We start from the raw sequence: 17465 nt of genomic DNA, 5'->3' as shown, positions 1-17465 counted from the left end.
TGGACGCGCAACGCACATGGGGCGATTGTGCCGGGCGCCCGCAGTCGCAGGATGGTCAACAATCTAAGCCCGATAAAGTCAACCATCCGGCACGGGAATTGCGTGTCTCCACCTCCGACAACTCCCGGAGAAGCTCGTGGACACATCCATTTCGCAGGGCGGCCCTGCGCTCGATCCCGCCGCCGTGGTCGACGAATTCCTGCGCCTGGTGATGATTCCGGACCCGCAGTCGGCCTCGCGCTTCACCGCGCCCGACATCCGCATCCGCTTCACCGGCAACCGCCCGATGCACGCGCCGGCCGACACCTCGGCCTTCAACGCCAGGCGCTACGCCTGGGTCAAGAAGAAGATCGAACGCACCGAAACGGTGGCCGGCGGCACGCCCGAGGAAACGGTGGTCTACAGCCTCGGCACGCTCTACGGTGCGTGGCCCGACGGCACGGCCTTCGAGGGCAACCGGTACGTCGACCGCTACGTGGTGCGCCACGGCCTGATCGTGCAGATGGACGTGTGGAACGACAGTGCCGAATGGCTGCTGGTGCGCGCCGGCCTCGCCGTGCTGTGATGAGGCCGCCCGCATGAGCACGCGCTGGCCCGACCGGCTTCCCACGCACGACCGCTTCGACTACCGGCCGATCACGCGGCGGCCCGACTACGCGTGGCCGAACGGCGCACGGCTGGCGGTGTACATCGGCTTCAACGTCGAGCACTTCGCCTTCGGCGACGGGCTGGGCGCATGCATCGGCCCGGCCTCGCCGCAGCCCGACGTGCTCAACCACGGCTGGCGCGAGTACGGCAACCGCGTGGGCGCGTGGCGCTGTCTCGAACTGTTCGATTCGCTCGCGCTGCCGACCGGGGCGCTCGTCAACACCGCGCTGTACGACCACTGCCCGGAGCTGGTCCAGGCGCTCGTGGCGCGCGGCGACGAGCTGATCGGCCATGGCCACAGCAACGCCGAACGCCAGGGCGTGCTCGACGAGGAACACGAGCGCGCGCTGCTGTTGCGTTGCCGCGAGCGGATGCTGCGTGAAAGCGGGCAGGCGCCAGCGGGCTGGCTGTCACCGTGGATCTCCGAAAGCGCCGTCACGCCCGACCTGCTGGCCGAGACCGGCTACGGCTACACGCTCAACTGGTGCCACGACGACCAGCCGCTGCGCATGCGCACGCGCGGCGGATCGCTCTGGTCGGTGCCGTACCCGCAGGAGCTCAACGACATCCCGATGATCGTCGGCCGCCTGATGGACGCAAAGGATTTCAGCGCGATGGTGATCGACAACTTCGAGGAAATGCTCGAGCAGTCGCGCGCGCAGCCGCTGGTGATGGGCGTCGCGCTGCACCCCTACATCGTAGGGCAGCCCTACCGGCTGAGGCACCTGCGCACGGCGCTCACGCGCCTGGCGCAGGCGCGCGACCGGGGCGAAATCTGGTTCACCACGCCCGGTGCGATCGCCTCGCACGTGGCCGGGCTCGAGAAGGAGCGGCCGGGGGTATTCGACTGAGCCGCGCCCGGGCTCAGATCTCGATCTTCGACCCCAGCTCCACCACCGCGTTGTTCGGCAGCCCCAGGAAGGCGGCCGCACCGCTCGCGTTGTGGTGCATCTGCGCGAACAGCTTCTCGCGCCACGGCGCCATGCCGCTGCCCAGCGTGGGAATCACCACGTCGCGCGACAGGAAGTAGCTCGTCGTCATCTGCTCCAGCTGACAGCCGCGCATGCGTGCGTTCTCGAGGGCGCGGGGCAGGTCGATGTCGTTCTTGAAGCCGTAGTGGACGATGATCTGCCAGCAGTGGTGGCCCAGTGCCTCGATCTCGATGCGCTTGTCCATCGGGATCCACGGCACCTCGTGGTTGCGCACGGTGACGAACATGTTCTGCTCGTGCAGCACCTTGTTGTGCTTGAGGTTGTGCAGCAGCGCGTTGGGCACCACGCCCGGCTCGGCCGTGAGGAACACCGCCGTGCCGTCGACGCGCGCGGGCGGGCTTACGAACACCGAGTCGAGGAAGGACTTCAGGTCGATGGCGTCGGCGTGCTGCGCCTCGCCCATCAGGCGTCGGCCTTCCTTCCACGTGATCATCAGCGTGAAGACGAAGCCGCCGATCAGCAGCGGGAACCAGCCGCCTTCGAAGAGCTTGAGCAGGTTCGACGCGAAGAACAGGAAGTCGACGACGAAGAAAAGCGCGGTGGAACCGATGCACAGCGCCAGCGGCAACTTCCACGCATAACGGATCACGAAGAAGGTCAGCACCGTGGTGATCAGCATGTCGGTGGTCACGGCGATACCGTAGGCCGCGGCCAGGCTGCTCGACGAGCGGAACATCACCACCGCCAGCACGATGGCCACGAACAGGCCCCAGTTGACCAGCGGAATGTAGATCTGGCCGGCCGTGCGCACGCTGGTGTGCTCGATGTTCAGGCGCGGCAGGTAGCCCAGCTGGATGACCTGGCGCGTGACGCTGAAGGCGCCGGTGATGAGGGCCTGCGACGCGATCACCGTGGCGGCGGTGGCCAGCAGCACCAGCGGAATGAGCGCCCATTCGGGCGCCATCATGAAGAAGGGGTTCTTCACCGCTTCGGGGTTCTCCAGCAGCAGCGCGCCTTGGCCGAAGTAGTTGAGCGTGAGCGCCGGCATCACCACCGAGAACCACGCGATGCGGATCGGGCTCTTGCCGAAGTGGCCGAGGTCGGCGTAGAGCGCCTCGGCGCCGGTCACGCACAGCACGGTCGCGCCCAGCAGGATGAAGCTGGTGCCGGGGTTGTCCCACATGAACTTCAGCGCGTAGAACGGGTTCAGCGCCTTCAGGATCTCGGGGTGGTGCAGGATCTGCGACACGCCCAGCACCGCGATCGCGAGGAACCAGGTCAGCGTGACCGGCCCGAAGAACTTGCCGATGCCCGCCGTGCCGCGCTTCTGCACCACGAAGAGGCAGAACAGCACGACCAGCGTGAGCGGAATGACGTAGTGCGTGAAGTGCGGCGACACCACCTCCAGGCCCTCGACCGCCGAGAGCACCGAGATGGCCGGGGTGATGACCCCGTCGCCGTAGAAGAGCGAAGTGCCGAAGATGCCGACCACCAGCAGCAGGTGGCGCAGCCTGGGCTTGTCGTGCACCGCACGCGAGGCCAGCGCCAGCATGGCGACCAGGCCGCCCTCGCCTTCGTTGTCGGCCCGCAGCACGAGCACGACGTACTTGATGGAGACGATGACGGTGAGCGTCCAGAAGAACATCGACAGGATGCCGTAGACGTTCTCGACGGTGAAAGGCACGTGGCCGTGGCCGAACACTTCCTTGACGGCGTACAGCACGCTGGTGCCGATGTCGCCATAGACGACGCCGATGGCGCCGACGATCAGGCCGGCTGAGAGATTTTTGGGGGCTGACACGAAGTCGATGGGAAAAGGGACAGGCTGCGATTCGACGCGTCAGGCACGCCGGGGGTGTGACAGATGTGAACTTTAGTCCACCTGCAGGACCTCCCGCCCTTTTGTTTCCTTTGCTGTGGGGCCGCTATTTTGCCGCCGGCGGCCATCGCCGCAAGCCGCCCCCGGGAATCACTCGTAGATTTCGGCGTCCGGATCGGTCGCTTCCATCTCGTAGCTGGCGGCCACCATGGCGAGCCGTCCGACCACCCCGTACATGTAGAAGCGGTTCGGCGCACTGGCGCCGGGCTTGGCGCCTGGCTGTGGCAAGTGCGCACTTTCAGAAAAGGCCAGCGGCACGAAGCTGGCGCCCGGCAGCTTCAGGTTCTCGTCGGCGGCGCGCTCGGCGTGCACCCGGTAGAAGCCGCCGACCACGTAGCGGTCCATCATGTAGACCACCGGTTCGGCCACGCCGTTGTGCACGCGCTCGTTGGTGAGCACGCCTTCCTGGACGATCAGTTCGGTGGGCTCGCGCAGGTCGCGGCCGGCGGCATTCCTGGCGGATGCCGCAGGAACGCTGGCTCCGGCGCCGCCGCGCGGCTTGCCGATCAGCGCCTCCACGTCCTTGGCGTCGCGCACCGTCACCACGCCCGGACTGCCGCTTCCGCTGTGGCCGCCCTTGACGACCACGAAGGGCTTCTCGTTGATGCCGTATTCCTTGTACTTGCGGCGCACCTTGGTCAGCACTGCGTCCACGTGGCTCGTGAGCACGTCGATGCCGCGGCCCTCGGCCACGTCGACGCCCTCGGCGCGCGCATAGATCGGGTTGATGAGCCACGGGTCGATGCCCAGCAGCTTGCCGAAGCGCTTCGACAGCTCCTCGTAGCTGTGCAGGTGGTTGCTCTTGCGGCGCACCGACCAGCCCGCGTGCAGCGGCGGCAGCAGGTACTGCTCGTGCAAATCCTCGAGGATGCCGGGAGTTCCTGCGGAAAGCTCGTTGTTGAGCAGAATTGTGCAGGGATCGAAGTTCTTGAGCCCCAGGCGGCGCTTGCTGCGCACGACGGGCTCGAGCGTCACTGTCTCGCCGTTGGGCAGTTCGATCTTCTTGGGCGACTTGATGGCCGGATCGATCGACCCGATGCGCACGTTGAGCCCCGCCATGTGGAAGATGCGCACAAGTTGCGCGACGTTGGCAAGGTAAAAGGTGTTTTTGGAGTGGTTTTCCGGAATGACGAGCAGGTTGCGCGCCTCCGGACAGATCTTCTCGATGGCCGCCTGCGCGGCCTGCACCGCCAGCGGCAGCATTTCCTTGGTGAGGTTGTTCCAGCCGCCCGGAAACAGGTTGGTGTCGACCGGAGCCAGCTTGAAGCCCGCGTTGCGGATGTCGACGGCGCTGTAGAACGGGGGCGTGTGCTCCATCCACTCGAGCCGGAACCAGCGCTCGATGGCGGGCATCGAGTCGAGCACCCGCTGCTCCAGTTCGTTGATCGGGCCGGTCAGGGCGGTGACTAGATGCGGAACCATGCAGCGGCCTTGTTGGTTTTGTGCTTAAAGGTGGAGTGGAATTGTAGGATTTGGGGCTGGTCGCCCCAATGACAAGGCCGCGCGCGGACGCATCGGACCGACCGCTTTCATCAGGTCCATCAGGTCCGGACTTCGCCCTGCCCCAGCACCACGTACTTGAGCGAGGTCAGTCCTTCGATGCCCACCGGGCCGCGCGCATGGAACTTGTCGGTGCTGATGCCGATTTCGGCACCCAGCCCGAACTCGAAGCCGTCCGCGAAGCGTGTGCTCGCATTGACCATCACGCTGGCCGAATCGACCTCGCGCAGGAAGCGCTGCGCGTGCACGTGGTCGCGCGTGACGATGGCGTCGGTGTGGTGGCTCGAATAGCGGTTGATGTGCGCGATGGCCTCGTCCACGCCGGCCACCACCTTGATGCTGATGACCGCGGCTAGGTATTCCTCCGACCAGTCCGACTCGACCGCGTCGACCACCTTGGCCTTCGGGTCGAGTGCCGCGTCTGCACGCAGGATGGCCGCCGCCGCCGGATCGCAACGCATCTCAACCCCCTTGGCCGCGAAGATGGCGGCGATCTCGGGCAGGAAGTCCTCGGCCACCGCGGCCGACACCAGCAGGCCTTCGGCGGCATTGCAGGGGCTGTATTTCTGGGTCTTGGCGTTGTCGACGATGCGCAGCGCCATGTCGAACTCGGCGGAGTCGTCCACGTAGACGTGGCAGTTGCCGTCCAGGTGCTTGATGACCGGCACCTTGGCGTCGCGGCTGATGCGCTCTATCAGGCCCTTGCCGCCGCGCGGAATGATCACGTCGACGAATTCCGGCATGGCGATCAGCTGGCCGACGGCCTCGCGGTCGGTGGTCTGCACCAGCTGCACCGCCTCGACCGGCAGGCCGGCCTCGGCCAGCGCCTCAGCCACCAGCAGCGCCAGCGCCTTGTTCGACTCGATGGCCTCCGAGCCGCCGCGCAGGATGGCGGCGTTGCCGCTCTTGATCGCCAGGCTCGCGGCCTCGATGGTCACGTTGGGCCGGCTCTCGTAGATCATGCCGAACACGCCGATCGGCACGCGCATCTGGCCCACGCGGATGCCGCTGGGCTGTTGCTTCATGCCGATGATCTCGCCGATCACGTCGGCCATGCCGGCGAGCTGCTCGCAGCCCTGGGCGACGGTCTCGATGACCTTGGGCGTGAGCTTGAGGCGGTCGACCATCGGCGCCGAGAGGCCGGCGGCCGTGGCGCGCTCCAGGTCCTTCTGGTTGGCGACGGAAAGCACCGGGCCGGCTTCTCGCAGCCGGCGGGCCAGCGCCTTCAGCGCCTTGTTCTTGCTGGCCGCATCGGCACGGGCCATGAGGAATGCGGCGGTCTTGGCCTGCAGGCCGAGCGCCTGCATGTGTTCGTTTACATTGAACGCGTTCATCCGCGTATTTTCCCACGCCATCCCCGGACCGGCTGGCGCAGGTCTTTTGGTGGCTGGAGCCGTCCTGATCGCCCCGGCCGCCCGGTCAGGCGCGCCGCGCGGCGCCGGCCGCACCGCCGCAGGCGCGGCACAGCATCAGCGCGAGCCGCTGCAGGGCCTGCCAGCCGCTGGCGGGCCAGTCGGGCTGCTTCAGTCCCTTCACGATGCCGTCCACCACGTGCGCGGCGCGCAGCAGGCGCGCCAGCATGCGGTCGTCCAGGCGCGGCAGCACGCGCTCGAAGGCGCGCTCGCGCGGACCCCAGATGCGGTTCTCGCGCAGCGCCATCGGCAGAGGGCGGCCCGAGGCCATGGCGTCCTTCACGCGCTTGAGGGCGCGGATGTCCTCGGCGATCGTGTAATGCACCAGCACTTCGGCCTCGCCCTCGGCCTGCAGCCCGTCGAGCATGCGCGCCACGCGCTGCGGATTGCCGGCCAGCACGGCTTCGGAGAGCTTGAACACGTCGTAGCGCGCCACGTTGTTGACCGCGCCTTCCACCTGCTCCCAGCTCAGTTCGCCCGCCGGATGCAGCAGCGCGAGCTTCTGGATCTCCTGGTGCGCGGCGAGCAGGTTGCCCTCCACGCGATCGGCGAAGAACTGCAGCGTGCGCTGGCCCTCGTCGCCGGGCATCACGCGCTGGCCCTGCTGGCCCAGGCGCTGCGCGATCCACTGCGGCAGCGCGTTGCGCTCGATGGGGTCGACCTGGATGCTCGCGCCGTTGTTCTCCAGCGCCGAGAACCAGGCGCCGGTGCGCGTGGCCTTGTCCAGCCTGGGCAGCATCACCAGCGTGAGCGTGCTGTCGTTGCCGGGCGCCGACTCGGCCAGCTGCTGCAGGGCCGCGCTGCCGTCCTTGCCGGGCTTGCCTGAAGGAATGCGGATTTCGACGATCTGCTTGTCGGCGAACAGCGAGAGCGAGCCCCCGGCCGCGAGCACCGCGCTCCAGTCGAAGTGCGCGCCGGCTACGGTGTACGAGCTGCGCTCGGTGTAGCCCTGCGCGCGCGCTGCCGCGCGGATGGCGTCAGCCGCCTCCTGCGCGAGCAGCGGCTCGTCGCCGTGGATCGTGTAGAGCGGCTTCAGGCCCTTCTGCAGATGGGCCGCGAGCTGTGCGCTGGCAAGTTGCATGGACGCGAAGAAACCGGACTCAGAGCTGCTTGACTGCCGCCAGCCGGCGCATCAGCTGCTGCGCGATGTCCGACTGCATGTCGCGGAACAGCAGGTCGGCCTCGCCCTCCTTGGCCAGCGCGTTGGTCTCGTTGAAGCTCAGGTCGCGCGTCTGCGAAACGTCTCCGGCGGTCAGCAAGTCCTTGCCGGCCGGTGTGCGCAGCCGGAAGCGCACCTTCAGCTGAAGCTGCAGCTCGCGCACCAGGCCGGCCGAATTGGTCGAGATCACGATGCGGTTGCGGTCCTCGCCCAGGACCTCCAGGATGACGTCCGCCTTGGACGCATCCTCCGGCGGCAGCACGGTCACGGTGCCCGTGGCCCGCAGCTCGCGCCGGATCTGGTTGATCATGGCCGAGTTGCCCGACACCGACAGCGACTTGAACGCAAAGACGGGCGCCTTGCGCAGCTCGAAGCCGCAGCCGGCCAGGCCCAGCGAAGCGCCGGCCGCCGTCAGGCCGACAAGGAAGCCGCGGCGCGGCAGCGAGACATTGCGAATGTTCATGCTTGCTTGGTTGATTGAGCCGTTCGTCCGGCGTTTCAGATGACCACGTTGACCAGGCGGCCCGGAACCACGATCACCCGCTTGGCCGGCGCGCCCTCGGCGAACGCGACGAAGTCGTCGCAGGCCAGCGCGAGCTTCTCGATCTCGTCCTTCGAGGCGCCTGCCGGCACGCTGAGCTTGCCGCGCAGCTTGCCGTTGACCTGCAGCATGAGCTCGATCTCGTCCTGCACCAGCGCGCCTACGTCGACAGTGGGCCAGGGCGCGTCGAGCAGGCCGCCCAAGTCCTTGTCGTAGCCGAGCTCGTTCCAAAGCTGCTGCGCGATGTGCGGCGTGGCCGGGTACAGGCAGCGCAGCAGGATGCCGAAGCCCTCGCGCACCGCCGCGGCGTCGCCCGCGCTGCCGTCGGGCTTGAAGCCTTCCAGCGCGTTCAGCAGCTTCATCGCGCCGGACACCACCGTGTTGTATTGCATGCGCTGGTAGTCGTAGTCGACCTGGCGCAGCACGGTGTGCACCTCGCGGCGCAGCGCCTGGGCGTTCTTGCCGAAGGCCTGGCCGGCGATGGCCACCGGGGCCACGTCGGCCTGCGAGACGCCGAAGTTCCACACGCGGCGCAGGAAGCGGTAGCTGCCTTCGACGGCCGCATCGTTCCACTCGAGCGTGGCTTCGGGCGGCGCGGTGAACATGGTGTACAGCCGCGCGGTGTCGGCGCCGTACTTCTCGATCAGGTCCTGCGGGTCGACGCCGTTGCGCTCGCTCTTGCCCATCTTGCCAACGCCGCCGTACTCGACCTTCGTGCCGTCGGCGGTGGTGCCGCCGACGATGCGGCCCTGGGCGTCGAGCACGGGCGTGACTTCGGAAGGCGGAAAGTAGTCCTTGCCGCCCTTCTCGTTGCGCGAATAGAAGATGTGGTTGAGCACCATGCCCTGCGTCAGCAGCTTGCTGAAGGGCTCGTCGGCCTTCACCAGGCCCAGGTCGCGCATCACCTTGGTCCAGAAGCGCGCGTACAGCAGGTGAAGAATGGCGTGCTCGATGCCGCCGATGTACTGGTCCATCGGCATCCAGTAGTCGGCGCCGCCGGCCACCATGGCTTCGTCGTTCTTCGGGTCGCAGTAGCGCATGAAGTACCACGACGAGTCGACGAAGGTGTCCATCGTGTCGGTCTCGCGCCGCGCGGGCTTGCCGCACACGGGGCAGACCACACCGGCATGGAAGCCTTCGTGCTTGTGCAGCGGGTTGCCCGAGCCGTCGGGCACGCAGTCGGTGGGCAGCACCACCGGCAGGTCCTTCTCCGGGACGGGCACCGCGCCGTGCTCTTCGCAATGGATGATCGGGATCGGCGTGCCCCAGTAGCGCTGGCGGCTCACGCCCCAGTCGCGCAGGCGCCAGGTGGTCTGCAGCTCGCCCAGGCCCTTCTGGCCCAGCGCGTGCGCCACGGCGGCCACTGCCTCCTTGTAGCTCATGCCGCTGAAGTTGTCGGAGTTGATGGTCACGCCGCGCTGCTTGTCGGCGTACCAGTCCTGCCACTTGTGATAGTCGAAGTGCGGCTCGTCGTCGACCAGCACCACCTGGATGATCTCGATGCCGTACTTGTTGGCGAAGGCGAAATCGCGCTCGTCATGAGCAGGCACGCCCATCACGGCGCCGTCGCCGTAGCTGATCAGCACGTAGTTGCCGACCCACACCGGCACCTGCTCCTCGGTGATGGGGTGCGTCACCGTCAGGCCGGTGGGCACGCCCTTCTTCTCCTGCGTGGCCAGCTCGGCCTCGGTGGTTCCGCCGCTCTTGCACTCCTCGATGAAGGCCGCGACCTTGGGGTCGAGCGTGGCGGCGTGCGCGGCCAGCGGGTGCTCGGGCGCCACCGCGCAGAAGGTCACGCCCATGATGGTGTCGGCACGCGTGGTGAACACGTACATGCGGCCGTCCTGGATCAGCTTGCCGTCAGCACCCTTGATGTCGTGCGTGAAGGCGAAGCGCACGCCCTCGCTCTTGCCGATCCAGTTCTCCTGCATCAGCTTGACGCGCTCGGGCCAGCCCGGCAGCTTGTGCTGGGTGTGCTCGAGCAGTTCCTCGGCGTAGTCGCTGATCTTCAGGTAGTAGCCCGGGATCTCGCGGCGCTCGACCGTGGCGCCGGTGCGCCAGCCCTTGCCGTCGATCACCTGCTCGTTGGCCAGCACGGTCTGGTCGACCGGGTCCCAGTTGACGACCTGGGTCTTGCGATAGGCAATACCCTTTTCGAGCATCTTCAGGAACAGCCACTGGTTCCACTTGTAGTAGCTGGGGTCGCAGGTGGCGATCTCGCGGCTCCAGTCGATGGCCAGGCCCATGGCCTGGAGCTGGCCCTTCATGTAGGCGATGTTCTCGTAGGTCCACTTGGCCGGCGGCACGCCGTTCTTCAGCGCCGCGTTCTCGGCCGGCAGGCCGAAGGCGTCCCAGCCCATGGGCATCAGCACGTTGTAGCCGCTCATGCGCAGGTAGCGCGTGAGCATGTCGTTGATCGTGTAGTTGCGCACGTGGCCCATGTGCAGCTTGCCGCTGGGGTACGGCAGCATCGAGCAGGCGTAGTACTTCTTGCGGCTCGCGTCCTCGGTGACGCGGTAGGCATCGGCGGCGCTCCATTGCGCCTGGGCAGCGGACTCGACGTCGCTGGGTTTGTAGCTGGGATTCATGGCGGTTCGGCAAGAGCCCGGCGCAAGGCGGCCGGGAACGCGGGATTATCGCGCCCGGGCAAGGCCCCGGCCCGCAGACTCTAGACTCGGGGCACGTAACCTGCGTGTTGCGCGGGTAACGCCTGCCGCCCGGCAGGCTTTCCGCGCCCCCTAGAGCAACATGAAACTGCGCCTCAAACACCTCGCCCTGGCCTTCGCGGCCGCCGCCGGCCTTGCCGCCACCTCCGTCTGGGCCCAGCAGAACGACAAGCCCCTGCGCATCGTCGTGCCCTTCGCCACCGGCGGCGCGCAGGACGTCATCGCCCGCTACCTGGGCGCCAAGCTCACCGACAAGCTCGGCCAGCCGGTCATCATCGACAACAAGGCCGGCGCCGGCGGCATCGTGGCCGCCGACGCGGTGGCCAAGGCGACCGACGGGGCCACGGTGCTGCTGGCCACGGGCGGTGCGGTAACCATCGCGCCCCACCTCCAGGCCAAGCTGCCCTACGACCCGGTCCACGAGCTGGTGCCGGTCGCCCTGGTGGCCGACACCCCCATGACACTCTCGGTGCGCGCCGAAAGCCCCTACAAGACGGTGGCCGACGTGCTGCGCGACGCCAAGGCCAGGCCCGGCCAGGTGACCTACGCCTCGACCGGCAACGGCACCGTCTCGCACCTGACCGGTGCGCTGCTGGCCCAGGCCAGCGGCGTGAACCTGCTGCACGTGCCCTACCGCGGCGCCGCGCCGGCCCTCACCGACCTGCTCGGCGGCCAGGTGGCGACCATCGTGACCAGCGTGGCCTCGATCGAGCCGATGGTCGCCAGCGGCAAGGCCCGCGTGCTGGGTACCTTCTCGCGCGCCGCGCTGCCGAGCATGGGCTCGGCCCCGACCATCGGCGAGGCGACGGGCCTGCCGGGCATGGAAGTGCCGGTCTGGGTCGGCGTGATGGCGCCCGCGCGCATGCCGGCGGCGAGCGTCGAGAAGCTTTCCGCGGCGCTGGTCGAGGTGTGCAACCTGCCGGAGACGAAGCAGCGCTTCGCCCAGTTGGGTGCGGTCAACACCTGCGGGGGCGCGACTGCGCTGGGCAAAGTCGTCACAGAAGACAGCCAGCGCTGGGCCAAGGTCATCAAACAGGGTGGGATCAAGGTTGAATAGCTTGGCTCTCCCCCAGGCTTCGCGCACTTCGTGTCGCTTCGCCAACCCCCTCGCCGGGGGCAACACCGGTGGCCCGGCAAAGCCGGTTCCACGGTGTTCACGAATGGGGATGCGCCTGTGACGGTCGCGGCGAAGCGGCATCGCGTCGGCATCGCCGGCGCCGGAGCGATCGCGCTGGCCAGCGCGGCATGGCTGCGGCGGGCGGGCCATGGCGTCACGATCTGGTCGCCGGGCGGCCGGGGCGCGGATGCACTGCGCACGCAGCCGCTGGAGGCCGGCGGCATCGAGTCGTTTTCGGTGAGCGTCGAGGTCGCCGACGACGCAGCCGGGCTCTGCGCCGCCTCCGACGTGCTGCTGATCGCCCTGCCGGTCAACGGCCACAGGCGCGTGATTGACGCGCTGCTGCCCTTCCTGCGCGATGGCCAGACGGTCATCGTCAGCTCGATGGCCTCGCTGTCCTCGCTCTACCTGCACGAGGCCGCGGTGCGCGCGGGTTTGCAGCGGCTCACCGTCGCCAGCTTCGGCACCACCGTGCTGACGGCGCGCCGCGACTCCGCCACGCAGGTCCGCGTGATGACGCGGCGCAAGGCGGTCGGCGTCTCCGCGCTGCCCGGCGCCCGGATCGACGAAGCTGTCGCGCTGTGCACCGATCTCTTCGGCGAAGGTTTCTCGGCGCAGGGCAGCGCACTCGCCAGCGCCCTGGCCAACGTCAACCCGCAGTCGCACGGGCCGCTCGCGGTCTTCAACTGGACGCGCATCGAGCGCGCCGAGAACTGGCCGCAGTACCACTGCATGACGCCCGGCGTGTCGCGCGCGATCGAGGCGCTCGATGCCGAGCGCCGCGCCGTGGCAGCCGCCTTCGGCATCGAGCTCGGCCCCATCGAGGCGCACTTCGCGCGCTCCTTCGGCACCACGTCCGAGAAGCTCGCCGACATCGCCGCCGAACTGCACGCCAAGCGCGGCGGCCCGCCCGGTCCCACGCAGACGGACACGCGCTATGTGAGCGAGGACATGCCCTACGGCCTGGCCTTCGTCGAGGCGCTGGGCGCCATCGCCGGCGTGCCGACGCCGGCCACGCGGACCATCGTGGACGCAGCCTCGCTGGTCAACGACATCAACTACCGCCGCGAGAACGACCTGATCGAGCCGCTGGGCCTGACCCGCGAAACCGTCGCGGGCCTGCTCGCCCGCCTATGAAGCCTCAGCCTCGGGGAACACCGGCTCCCCGAGGTTGAGCATCAGCCGGTTGGCCCAGGCGAAGATGGCCACCGAGTGGATCAGGTCGAGGATCTCCAGCTCGCCCAGCCCCACGTCCTTGAGCTTGCGCACGTCGTCGGCCGAGACCTTGTCGGGCTCGGCGCCCAGGCGGATCGAGAACTCGACGATGGCCTTCTCGCGATCCGTGGTGCCGGCGCCCTCGGGCTCCTCGAACACCTGCGAAATCACGTCGTTGCGCTTGGCCAGCTGCTCGAAGCGCTGCGCATGCACCGAGGCGCAGTACACGCAGCCGTTGACGCGCGACTCCACCGTGGCGCCCAGCTCGCGCTCGGCGCGCGGCATGCCGCCCGGCGCGAACATGATCGCGTTGAAGGCGATGGAGCGCTGCAGCAGGATCTCGGGCTGGTGCGCCAGCACCAGGAAGTAGGGCGAGGTGCGCGCCTGCGGGCTCATCTCGTCCAGCGCCGCGAGCTGCTCGGGCGTGGCGGTGTCGACGTCCACCGTGTCGAGCCACGGCTTCCACTTGAGCACTTCGTTGGTGAAGCCCTTGATGCGGATCGGTGTGTTCATTGGAATACCTTCGTGCTTCGCACTGCGGTGCGAGCTTGCTTGGGGCGGCCCGGCGCGGCGCTCATGCCGTCGCCTCCAGCGCGGCCAGCGCCTTCAGCCCCGCGGCGACGCGGATCTGGTACGACAGAAAAGCGATCAGCTGGCTCATCGCCACGATGGCCGGCGTCGACAGGCCGCTTTCGGCCAGCGACTGCACGGCGGCCTCATCGCCTTCGATGGGACGCTCGATCAGCTTTCCGGTGAAGGCCAGCATGGCCTGCAGGCGCGCGCCGGCCACGGGCTTGCCAGCATCGACCGCCGCGACCGCGGTCGCATCGGCGCCTTCGGCCACGAGCCGGTCGCGGTAGTGCTCGGCCAGGCTGCCGGCCTTCGAGACGCGGCAGGCGTGCAGCGCCACGAACAGCCGCTCGGTCACCGAGATGCCCTCGACGGAAGGGGAAAACATCGCGTCGTAGCTGCCCTGCGTCGCGGCCAGCACCTTCTCGCGCTGGCGGCGCAGCGTCCAGGTGGGCTGGTCCGGCGCCAGGGGGACGACGGCATCGATCACATCGGTAGTGCTTGTCATGGTTCGGTTTCTTCTCCATTTCTTTCTTTGGGCGGCAGTGCGGGCGTCCATTCGTCGCCGAAGAGCTCCGGCTCTGCGAACTCCTGCAGGTAGGCCCAGTGCTGGTCGAAGTCCTCGCGGTAGAACAGGCTCGCGATGCCGCCGGCCAGCCGCCTGGCGCCGTCGCTGATGGCCGGGATATCGCCCGAAACCGTGCCGTGCGACAGCGCCGCCGGATAGCAGAAGCAGTGGATGCGCGCGAGCCCCGGGCATTCGCCGGGCGAGCGCTCCTTGAATTCGAAGGCGGGGCCGAGATCGGGCGAGTCGGACAGTTCCTGGTCTTCGTCGCCGGGGGCGGGCGTGAAGCGGTCCTTCCAGGTGCGCACGTGGGGCGCGATGGCGGCGAACTCGGGGCGGTTCGGCCAGTCGACCTTGAAGCCGGTGGAGACGATCAGGAAGTCGAATTCGAAATCGCCTTTGGGCGTCGACACCACCATCCCCTCGCCCCTCGGCTCGACCGACAGCACCGGGCAGCCGAAGTTGAAGAAGGCATTGGGATGGCGCGACACCCGCAGCGTGCTGCCGTGCGGCGGCGGCACGTTCAGCACGTTGATGTAGTGCCGGATGCGCCACTTGAGCTCGTCGGGCAGGTCGTAGTGCCCCTGCGTGAGGCCGGGCACGCCCGCGCCCTTGCCCTTGTTGACGCGCGGCAGGTCGGCGCGGCGGATCAGCAGTTCGACGCTGTGAGCGCCGGCTTCGAGCGCGGTGGCCGCGCTGTCCATGGCCGAGGAGCCCGCGCCGATCACGCCCACGCGCAGGCCCTTGAGCTTGCCGTAGTCCATCTCGTCGGAGGAATGGGCCCACTTCGAGCGCGGCAGGGCGTTCACGAAGGCCGGCACCGCCGGACCGCCGAGGCCGTCGCGCCCGGTGGCCAGCACCAGACGGCGCGCCAGCACGCTGCTGCGTTCGCCATCGCTCGAGCGCAGTTCGAGGCGCACGCCGGTCGCGTCGGGCAGCGGCTGCACGGCGGTCACGGCCATGCCGTTGCGCACGTCCACGTTCATCACGCGGCGGTACCAGACGAGGTAGTCCATCCACTGCAGGCGCGGGATCTTGTCCATTGCGGTCCACGCCTCCAGCCCGAACTGGGCCTCGAACCAGGCGCGGAAGGTGAGCGCGGGCAGGCCCAGCGCGGGACCGGTGAGTTCCTTGGGCGAGCGCAGCGTCTCCATGCGGGCCGTGGTGGCCCAGGGGCCTTCGCTGCCGGCGGGGGAGCGGTCGAAGATCACGGCGCGGATGCCCAGCTGCGCCAGCGCCACCCAGGCGGCCAGGCCGGCCTGCCCGCCGCCGACGATGGCCACGTCGATCATGGTGTCGCCGTCGGCGGCCTGCCGCGGCGGCATCCAGCTGCGTGCGGGCCAGCCGAGGTAGGCGAGGTCCTGGGCGAGCCGGGCCTCGAGCGCGGCCAGGGATGAAGATGGGGGAACGGGATCTGGAATCGTCATTTTGAAAACCGGGAACGGCGTCCAGTGTAGAAAGCTTCGCGAAGCCCCACGCCCTGCTGCGCCGCCCCGCATGGCCGCGTCACCGGTTCCACCGGCCCCACTGGCCCGGATTTCGCATGCCACAATGATTTCAGACCACAGGGACCCCGCATGGCCAGCAGCAAAACCGACGGCAGCAACAGCGAATGGTGGCGCGGCGCGGTGATCTACCAGATCTACCCGCGCAGCTTCATGGACAGCGACGGCGACGGCATCGGCGACCTGCCGGGCATCACGTCCCGGCTGGAGCACGTGGCCAGCCTCGGTGTCGATGCGATCTGGGTCTCGCCCTTCTTCCGCTCGCCGATGAAGGACTTCGGCTACGACGTGTCCGACTACCGCGCGGTCGATCCGCTCTTCGGCACGCTGGCCGACTTCGACGCCATGCTGGCGCGGATGCACGAACTGGGCCTGAAGCTGGTCATCGACCAGGTGCTCTCGCACACCTCCGACCAGCACGCCTGGTTCGCCGAAAGCCGGTCTTCGCGCGACAACCCCAAGGCCGACTGGTACGTCTGGGCCGACCCCAAGCCCGACGGCACGCCGCCGAACAACTGGCTGTCGGTCTTCGGCGGCTCGGCCTGGCAGTGGGACTCGCGCCGGCGCCAGTACTACCTGCACAGCTTCCTGGCCGAGCAGCCCGACCTGAACTTCCATTGCCCCGAGGTGCAGGAGGCGCTGCTGGGCGAGGTGCGCTTCTGGTGCGAGCGCGGGGTGGACGGCTTCCGCTTCGACGCCTGCAACCACCAGTTCCACGACGCGCTGCTGCGCGACAACCCGCCAGCCTCGCTGGCCTCGATCGGCGAGGTCAGCACGGTGCGTGCCGACAACCCGTACGCGATGCAGCAGCACCTGTACGACAAGAGCCAGCACGAGAACCTGGCGTTCCTCGAAGGGCTGCGCCGGCTGCTCGACGAGTACGGCGCGGTGGCACTGGGCGAAGTCGGCGACGAGAACGCGCCGCCAGTCATGGCCCAGTACACCGAGCTCGGCAAGCGCCTGCACCTGGCCTACAGCTTCAGCCTGCTGACGGCCGGCCACAGCCCCGCGCACCTGCGCCACCAGGTCGAGGCGCTCGACAGCGCGCTCGCGCACACGAGCGGCTGGGGCTGCTGGGCGGTGTCGAACCACGACGTGCCGCGCGTCGCCACCCGCTGGAGCGGCGGCGGCGCGCCCGACACCCGGCGCGACCGGCTCTGGCTTGCGCTGCTGCTCTCGCTGCGCGGCAGCGCCAGCATCTACCAGGGCGAGGAACTGGGCCTGCCCGAGGCCGAGGTGCCCTTCGAACTGCTGCAGGACCCGTACGGCCGCGCCTTCTGGCCCGAGTTCAAGGGCCGCGACGGCTGCCGCACGCCGATGCCGTGGACGCCTGAAGCACCCCACGGCGGCTTCACCACCGGCACGCCCTGGCTGCCGGTGTACGGCCCGCACCTGCCGCTGGCCATCGAGCGCCAGGCCACCGACCCCGACTCGATGCTCGCCTTCAGCCGCACCCTGCTGCACTGGCGGCGCACCCAGCCGCTGCTGCGCACCGGCGCCATCCGCTTCTTCGACGCGCCGGCGCCGCAGCTGCTCCACTTCGAGCGGCACGGCGACGGCGCTTCCTCGCTGCAGGCGATCTTCAACTTCGACGGCGAGCCCGTGTCGATGCCGTTACCGGACGGACCGGCGCCTCTTGTCGGACAGCCGCTGGCGGCGACCTCCGTCATCCACACCTCAGACGGAAAGCGCATGCTGCAATTGGCGCCATATGGCGTCTTCTTCGGCGCGCCTGCCGGGGAAGGTTGAAGCCGAG

The 17465-nt window shown here is 68.6% G+C and carries 14 protein-coding genes; 5 read left to right on the top strand and 9 right to left on the bottom strand.

The genetic code is table 11. The features are described 5' to 3' along the window. The first annotated feature begins 136 nt into the window (after nt 1-136). Nucleotides 137-565 carry a nuclear transport factor 2 family protein gene (locus FHT32_RS17985; RefSeq protein ID WP_176665962.1) on the top strand — a complete coding sequence of 143 codons (429 nt, stop codon included), beginning with the start codon at nt 137-139 and terminating at the stop codon, nt 563-565. A 13-nt stretch (nt 566-578) separates the two neighbouring features. Then, complete coding sequence (locus tag FHT32_RS17980) at nt 579-1499, top strand: polysaccharide deacetylase family protein (RefSeq protein ID WP_176665961.1); 921 nt, start codon at nt 579-581, stop codon at nt 1497-1499. A gap of 13 nt (nt 1500-1512) precedes the next feature. On the opposite strand, the gene FHT32_RS17975 is transcribed toward FHT32_RS17980, so the two are convergent. From FHT32_RS17975 to leuS, 6 genes are all read right to left on the bottom strand, one after another. Beyond that, nucleotides 1513-3381: a potassium transporter Kup gene (locus tag FHT32_RS17975; protein WP_176665960.1), complete on the bottom strand. Its 1869-nt coding sequence runs from the start codon at nt 3379-3381 to the stop codon at nt 1513-1515. 168 nt (nt 3382-3549) lie between these two features. Then, nucleotides 3550-4881: a glutamate--cysteine ligase gene (gene gshA / locus FHT32_RS17970; RefSeq protein WP_176665959.1), complete on the bottom strand. Its 1332-nt coding sequence runs from the start codon at nt 4879-4881 to the stop codon at nt 3550-3552. 119 nt (nt 4882-5000) lie between these two features. After that, complete coding sequence (locus FHT32_RS17965; RefSeq protein ID WP_176665958.1) at nt 5001-6293, bottom strand: glutamate-5-semialdehyde dehydrogenase; 1293 nt, start codon at nt 6291-6293, stop codon at nt 5001-5003. 85 nt (nt 6294-6378) lie between these two features. After that, nucleotides 6379-7452: a DNA polymerase III subunit delta gene (holA, locus tag FHT32_RS17960; RefSeq protein WP_176665957.1), complete on the bottom strand. Its 1074-nt coding sequence runs from the start codon at nt 7450-7452 to the stop codon at nt 6379-6381. Nucleotides 7453-7471: 19 nt separating this feature from the next. Then, nucleotides 7472-7993 carry an LPS assembly lipoprotein LptE gene (gene lptE, locus FHT32_RS17955; protein WP_176665956.1) on the bottom strand — a complete coding sequence of 174 codons (522 nt, stop codon included), beginning with the start codon at nt 7991-7993 and terminating at the stop codon, nt 7472-7474. Nucleotides 7994-8028: 35 nt separating this feature from the next. After that, complete coding sequence (gene leuS / locus FHT32_RS17950) at nt 8029-10659, bottom strand: leucine--tRNA ligase (protein ID WP_176665955.1); 2631 nt, start codon at nt 10657-10659, stop codon at nt 8029-8031. A gap of 160 nt (nt 10660-10819) precedes the next feature. Here leuS and FHT32_RS17945 point away from each other — a divergent pair, with 160 nt between their 5' ends. Further along, nucleotides 10820-11794 carry a tripartite tricarboxylate transporter substrate binding protein gene (locus tag FHT32_RS17945; protein ID WP_176665954.1) on the top strand — a complete coding sequence of 325 codons (975 nt, stop codon included), beginning with the start codon at nt 10820-10822 and terminating at the stop codon, nt 11792-11794. Nucleotides 11795-11911: 117 nt separating this feature from the next. Then, the gene (locus FHT32_RS35425; RefSeq protein ID WP_176665953.1) at nt 11912-12991 is read left to right on the top strand and encodes an NAD/NADP-dependent octopine/nopaline dehydrogenase family protein; all 1080 of its coding nucleotides are present in this window, start codon (nt 11912-11914) and stop codon (nt 12989-12991) included. Here the strand turns inward: FHT32_RS35425 and FHT32_RS17935 are convergent. From FHT32_RS17935 to FHT32_RS17925, 3 genes are all read right to left on the bottom strand, one after another. Continuing rightward, nucleotides 12986-13582 (bottom strand): peroxidase-related enzyme, encoded by a 597-nt coding sequence (locus tag FHT32_RS17935; RefSeq protein WP_176665952.1) that lies wholly within the window; start codon nt 13580-13582, stop codon nt 12986-12988. The two genes, FHT32_RS35425 and FHT32_RS17935, sit on opposite strands and share 6 nt — an antisense overlap. A 61-nt stretch (nt 13583-13643) precedes the next feature. After that, entirely contained in the window at nt 13644-14147 is a 504-nt protein-coding gene (locus FHT32_RS17930; RefSeq protein ID WP_176665951.1) for a CMD domain-containing protein, read from the bottom strand. After that, entirely contained in the window at nt 14144-15631 is a 1488-nt protein-coding gene (locus FHT32_RS17925) for an NAD(P)-binding domain-containing protein (protein WP_176665950.1), read from the bottom strand. The genes FHT32_RS17930 and FHT32_RS17925 overlap by 4 nt, the downstream gene beginning before the upstream one ends. A gap of 150 nt (nt 15632-15781) precedes the next feature. On the opposite strand from FHT32_RS17925, the gene FHT32_RS17920 reads away from it, so the two are divergent. After that, on the top strand, nt 15782-17458 hold the full coding sequence (locus FHT32_RS17920; RefSeq protein WP_176665949.1) for an alpha-amylase family glycosyl hydrolase: 1677 nt from the start codon (nt 15782-15784) through the stop codon (nt 17456-17458). Nucleotides 17459-17465: the final 7 nt, after the last annotated feature.

It is taken from the genome of Variovorax sp. SG517 (assembly GCF_013376045.1).
Classification (GTDB): domain Bacteria; phylum Pseudomonadota; class Gammaproteobacteria; order Burkholderiales; family Burkholderiaceae_C; genus Variovorax.
The sequence above is the reverse complement of the archived record's forward strand: the minus strand, read 5'-3'. Positions and strand labels throughout refer to the sequence as shown.